Origin of the sequence: Gordonia desulfuricans NBRC 100010, assembly GCF_001485495.1 — a bacterium.
In the GTDB taxonomy this organism is placed as follows: Bacteria; Actinomycetota; Actinomycetes; order Mycobacteriales; family Mycobacteriaceae; genus Gordonia; species Gordonia desulfuricans.
Genome location: NZ_BCNF01000003.1, coordinates 1 through 5,486, shown reverse-complemented (window position 1 = coordinate 5,486; position 5,486 = coordinate 1). Strand labels below are relative to the sequence as shown.

General features: G+C 67.5%; 6 protein-coding genes. 3 read left to right on the top strand and 3 right to left on the bottom strand.

Features of this window, described 5'->3' with window-relative positions:
- Nucleotides 1-111: 111 nt before the first annotated feature.
- From GD1_RS00405 to GD1_RS00395, 3 genes are all read right to left on the bottom strand, one after another.
- Nucleotides 112-600, bottom strand: a complete 489-nt coding sequence (locus tag GD1_RS00405) for a Fur family transcriptional regulator (protein ID WP_059034956.1) — start codon at nt 598-600, stop codon at nt 112-114.
- Entirely contained in the window at nt 597-1,040 is a 444-nt protein-coding gene (locus GD1_RS00400; RefSeq protein ID WP_020793105.1) for an ArsR/SmtB family transcription factor, read from the bottom strand. Before GD1_RS00400 ends, GD1_RS00405 begins: the two co-directional genes overlap by 4 nt.
- A gap of 70 nt (nt 1,041-1,110) precedes the next feature.
- Nucleotides 1,111-1,902, bottom strand: a complete 792-nt coding sequence (locus GD1_RS00395) for a hypothetical protein (RefSeq protein WP_157079333.1) — start codon at nt 1,900-1,902, stop codon at nt 1,111-1,113.
- A gap of 211 nt (nt 1,903-2,113) precedes the next feature.
- Here GD1_RS00395 and GD1_RS00390 point away from each other — a divergent pair, with 211 nt between their 5' ends.
- The 3 genes from GD1_RS00390 to GD1_RS00380 all read left to right on the top strand — a co-directional run bounded on the left by GD1_RS00390 (nt 2,114) and on the right by GD1_RS00380 (nt 5,410).
- Complete coding sequence (locus GD1_RS00390; RefSeq protein WP_053777578.1) at nt 2,114-3,502, top strand: glycine--tRNA ligase; 1,389 nt, start codon at nt 2,114-2,116, stop codon at nt 3,500-3,502.
- 119 nt (nt 3,503-3,621) lie between these two features.
- The gene (locus tag GD1_RS00385) at nt 3,622-4,113 is read left to right on the top strand and encodes a cold-shock protein (RefSeq protein WP_059034952.1); all 492 of its coding nucleotides are present in this window, start codon (nt 3,622-3,624) and stop codon (nt 4,111-4,113) included.
- Nucleotides 4,106-5,410, top strand: coding sequence for a deoxyguanosinetriphosphate triphosphohydrolase (locus GD1_RS00380; protein WP_202926689.1), 1,305 nt, complete (start codon nt 4,106-4,108; stop codon nt 5,408-5,410). The genes GD1_RS00385 and GD1_RS00380 overlap by 8 nt, the downstream gene beginning before the upstream one ends.
- Nucleotides 5,411-5,486: the final 76 nt, after the last annotated feature.

Sequence of the window (5,486 nt, the reverse complement as noted above, 5' to 3'; positions counted from 1 at the left end):
CAGCGGGTTGGGGTGCCCGGTGAACGCATTCGGGGGCCCAGTCAACGGATTCGGGGGCCCAGTCAACGGGGTCGGGTGCCCGGCCGAGGTGGTCGGCGGACCACCGATCGTCTATTCGGGACGGCACTCCTCGCAGCGGCCGAACACCTCGACGGTGTGGTTGATGTCGGTGAAGCCGTGTTCGGCGGCGACCTTCGCGGCCCAGCGTTCGACCGGTTCGGCCTGCACCTCGACGGTGGTGCCGCACTCGCGACACACCAGGTGATGGTGGTGACCCGACGAGCAGTGACGGTAGCGGGTCTCGCCGGAGCCATCCCACAGCGCGTCGATCTGACCGGACTGGGACAACGCCTGCAGGTTGCGATAGACGGTGGTCAGCCCGATCGACTCACCTCGGGCCTTGAGCGCCTCGTGGAGTTCCTGTGCCGACCGGAAGTCGTCGCTGGCTGCCAGTGCGTCGGCGATCGCGGCCCGCTGCCGGGTGGACCGGACACCGGTGACCGGCCGGTCCTTGGCGGCCGCGCCCTCGGTGTCGACCGATCCTTCTGCGCCCGATCCTTCTGCGACCGATCCTCGTGTGGTGGATGACTCTGTACTCATGATCGCGTCCCGACGTCGGTGTGGGCATGCGGCTCGGCATCGGAGGGATGCGCCGGGTCGGTGGGGGCGGTGGTGCCGTGCACCCGGGGCTCGGTGGTCTGGTCGCGGGGCTCGGCAGCATGCGCCAGCGCATCGGTGACGATGTGCGCGAGGTGGTCGTCGAGGAGTTCGTACATGATCTCGCGGCCGTTGCGGTGTCCACGCACCACGCCCGCGTCCTTGAGCACCCGCAGGTGCTGGGACACCAGTGGCTGGCTCAGGCCGAGGCCGCCGACCAGCTCGTGCACGCATTTCGCGCTCTCCTGCAGCGACAGCACGATCGCGATCCTGGTGGGGGCGGCCAGGGCGCGCAGCAGGTCGCTGGCGGCTTCTCGGGCTGCGGCGTCCCGGGGACCGATCGTCGGGTCACAGGGTTGGGGAGACGGCTCCATGCCGACCATCTTATGGGAATTCGTTGTCATTTGGGGACGGCCTGGCGGCACGCTCGTCGATCCGTGGCCCGACGGGCGATCAGCGCGTCGGGCGCACCGGGAAGGCATCCCGCCCGAGAATCGTGTTGCAGGCGCCCGACCCGCCCTCGAATCCGGTGAGGTAGGCCTGCTCGCGGGCGTCGGCATTGCCGTGGCCTGCGCTGCCGCCGATCGAGCGCATCAGCTCGCGCCCACCGTCGACGGCGTCGTCGTCGAGCATGTCCTGCTCGATGTACCAGGCCGTGGCCGCCCCCGACCAGCAGTCGGCGGAACGCTCGAGCGGGAGCATGCGGCGGGTGTCGCGGATGGCCGAGGTCTCCACCGGCATCAACCCCGCCTTCTCCTGGAAGCCGTGTGCCGACTCGTGGGCCAGCAGGACGATCGCGTCGACGTCGTCGGAGACCAGTTCGCGGTCGGTCCGCGGCACCACGAAGGTGTAGCGGTCGCAGTGGTGCAGCCCGATCGCCAGCGGTGCGGTGTTGGCGTAGACGCAGACGCCGTCGGTGGTGCGGCTCGGGTACACCCCCGCGGCATCGGGACGTGTCACCACTGTGGCCTCGACGACGTCGGAGGCGCCCCAGCTGTCGAGCCAGCGATCGGTGAAGGCGGCGCCACACTGCAGTGACTTCTCGAAGCCCCGGTCGCCGCAGGCCGCCATACTCGGCACCACCTCGACCGTTCCGCCGGGAATCGCCTGAGCCGGTGCGGCCTGCGAGCCGATCAGCCCGAGGGCTCCCGCCGCGACGGCGGTCATCACCGTGCGGACCCGCCGCGAGAAGAACCCGACCGAGCCGGTCCCCACCGCGAAAGTCTGCGTCGTCTTCTTCGTCATGTCGCCTTCCCGGCACATCGCTCGTAACGGGCGAATCGCCCCCACCGTCGACTTCGGACCAGTCTGTCAGGCGTCCCCATTTGCGGTGGCGGCGGGCCGTTGGGTGGACGATTCTGAGACGTCACCGGCTGAGGCTAGGCTGTAACGGTCGCCGGTTGCGTTCGCGGATCCGGCACCGACCTGTTCCAACGTCAGTGGAGAGCGATTACTCGTGGCCGCCGCCCCGTCCAAAGTCGAAGCCGTCGTCAACCTCGCCAAGCGGCGAGGCCTGGTCTACCCGAGTGGTGAGATCTACGGCGGTACGCGTTCGGCGTGGGACTACGGCCCACTCGGCGTGGAGCTGAAGGAGAACATCAAGCGCCAGTGGTGGCGTTCGATGGTGACCAGCCGCGACGACGTCGTCGGTCTGGACTCGTCGGTCATCCTTCCCCGTCAGGTGTGGGAGGCCTCCGGTCACGTCGAGGTGTTCACCGACCCGCTGGTGGAGTCGCTGCACACCCACAAGCGCTACCGTGCCGACCACCTGATCGAGGCGTACGAGCTCAAGCACGGCCATCCGCCGGTCAACGGCCTGGCCGACATCAACGACCCGGAGACCGGCCAGCCCGGCAAGTGGACCGAGCCCAAGGCGTTCAGCGGTCTGATGAAGACCTTCCTCGGTCCCGTCGACGACGAGGAAGGGATGCACTACCTGCGTCCGGAGACCGCGCAGGGCATCTTCGTCAACTTCAAGAACGTGATGACCACCGCGCGCAAGAAGCCGCCGTTCGGCATCGCCCAGATCGGCAAGAGCTTCCGCAACGAGATCACCCCGGGCAACTTCATCTTCCGTACCCGCGAGTTCGAGCAGATGGAGATGGAATTCTTCGTCAAGCCGGGCGAGGACGAGGAATGGCACCAGTACTGGATCGACACCCGGTTCAACTGGTACACCGATCTCGGTATCGACCCGGAGAACCTGCGGCTCTACGACCACCCGAAGGAAAAGCTGTCGCACTACTCCAAGCGCACCGTCGACGTGGAGTACAAGTTCGGTTTCTCCGGCAACCCGTGGGGTGAGCTCGAGGGCGTGGCCAACCGCACCGACTTCGACCTGTCGACCCACGCCAAGCACTCCGGTGAGGACCTGTCGTTCTTCGACCAGGCCGCCGGTGAGCGCTACACCCCGTTCGTGATCGAGCCGGCAGCCGGCCTGACCCGCTCGGTGATGGCCTTCCTGTGCGACGCACTGACCGAGGAAGAGGTGCCGAACGCCAAGGGTGGGACCGACACCCGCACCGTGCTGCGGCTCGACCGTCGCCTCGCGCCGGTCAAGGTCGCGGTGCTGCCGCTCTCGCGCAATGAGAAGCTCTCGCCCAAGGCGAAGGACCTGGCCGCCGAACTGCGCAAGCACTGGAATGTCGAGTTCGACGATGCCCAGGGCATCGGCAAGCGCTACCGCCGCCAGGACGAGATCGGTACCCCGTTCTGTGTGACCGTCGACTTCGACACCCTCGACGACCAGGCCGTCACCGTGCGCGAGCGCGACACGATGAGCCAGGAGCGGGTGGCGCTCGACAAGGTCTCCGAGTACCTCGGCGGCAAGCTCCTCGGTTCCTGATCGGGGAACTTCCGCCGCCCGATGGGCCCGACCTGGTCCGGTCTGTCACAATTGGTGTCCAGTCATGTCACACGGGCACGGGGTCCGAGGGCGTGACCCGAGAGAGTGAGTGAAGAGTCGTGGCTGTCAGTGGCAAGGTCGTTCATTACGACGCGAACCGTGGGTTCGGGTTTCTCGCACCCGAGTCAGGTGGAGCGGATGTCTTCCTCCACATCAACGACATCGACATCGACGAGGCCGATCTCAAGCCCGGCGCGAAGGTCTCCTTCGACGTCGAGGAGACCGATCGTGGTGCCAAGGCGATCAACGTCGCGGTGACCGAGGCCGCGCCGGCCGACGAGTCGTCGGGTGGCCGTCCGCACCGTCGTGACGACCACGGTGGTCGCGATCGCGATCGCGATCACGGTCGCCGGGACGATCACGGTCGCCGGGACGACCGTCCGCGTCGCCCGCGTGGTGGCGGTGGCGGATCGCTCGACGCCGCCGGGTTCACCGACGAGGTGACCGAGCTGCTGCTCGACGCCGACGACGACCTGACCGCCCGGCAGATCGTCGAGATCCGTCGTCGGATCACCGATTTCGCCGTCGCACGGGGCTGGGTGCTTGACTGACGTCCCGGTGACCTCTCGGGGTATCCCGCCGACCGCGTTCTACGGCGACGAGGCCACCGAGCGGATGGTGCCGGAGTCCGGCAAGACCGCCAGTCTGCCCGGCACGCGAACCGACCATCGCAGTGAATACGCGCGCGACCGTGCGCGCGTATTGCACTCGGCTGCGCTCCGGCGTCTGGCCGACAAGACGCAGGTGGTCGGTCCGCGTGAAGGTGACACGCCACGCACACGGCTGACGCATTCGCTGGAGGTCGGACAGATCGGCCGCGGCATCGCGATCGGTCTGGGCTGCGAGCCCGACCTCGTCGAACTCGCCGGACTCGCACACGACATCGGGCACCCGCCGTACGGCCACAACGGCGAGCGTGCACTCAACGAGTTCGCCAAGGACTTCGGCGGATTCGAGGGCAATGCCCAGAATCTGCGCATCCTGACCCGGCTCGAACCCAAGCTGCTCGACGACGAGGGGCGCAGCGCCGGGCTCAATCTGACGCGCGCCTCGCTCGACGCCACCTTGAAGTATCCGTGGCTGCGTCGCCCGCCCGCGGTGAAGTTCGGTGCCTACGACGACGATGCCGGCGCGCTGGCGTGGGTGCGGCGGGATGCGCCGGCGGACAAGCGGTGTGTCGAGGCGCAGGTGATGGACTGGTCCGACGACGTCGCGTACTCGGTACACGACCTCGAAGACGGTGTGATCGCCAACCGTATCGACATGCGTGCACTCGCCGACCCCACCGACCAGCGGACCCTCGCCGAGATCGGCGTGGCGGAGTTCCCCGAACTCGAAGCCGAACCGCTCATCGATGCGGCACAACGACTCTCGAAGATGGGTATAGTCAGCGCCGTCGGTGTCTTCGACGGCAGCCTCGACGCGTCGGTACGTCTCAAGCGACTCACCAGTGAACTGATCGGACGCTTCGCCTCCGCGGCGATCACCGGCACCCGGGAGATGGTGGGGGACCGGTCGATCTCGCGATACAACGCGGACCTGTACGTGCCCCCGCTGATCGCCGCCGAGGTCGCGATCCTGAAAACGCTTGCACTCCGGTTCATCTTCTCGAACGAACGGCACAAGTCTCACCAGGCGCGGCAACGCGAACGAATCCATCGGGTGGGCGAATGGTTGATGGCCGCGGCCCCCGGAGGGCTCGACCCCATCTTCGTGCCCAGCTGGGAGCATGCCGCCGACGACGTCGCACGTAAGCGGGTCATCGTCGACCAGATCGCCTCCATGACCGAAGGCCGGCTCGAGCGGATGGACAAGAACAACTCCGGAGCCCAAGCGCATCTCGGGTGAGCTCGTTCTGCTCGACCATCACAGTGTGGTCGGTTTTTCGTGGTTGAGCCGCTGAGGAGCGGAGCGACGAGGCGTG

Excerpts from the sequence above, each read along its gene's own strand:
- GD1_RS00405 (WP_059034956.1), bottom strand. The coding sequence starts at position 600 with ATGAGTACAGAGTCATCCACCACACGAGGATCGGTCGCAGAAGGATCG.
- GD1_RS00400 (WP_020793105.1), bottom strand. The coding sequence starts at position 1,040 with ATGGTCGGCATGGAGCCGTCTCCCCAACCCTGTGACCCGACGATCGGT.
- GD1_RS00395 (WP_157079333.1), bottom strand. The coding sequence starts at position 1,902 with ATGACGAAGAAGACGACGCAGACTTTCGCGGTGGGGACCGGCTCGGTC.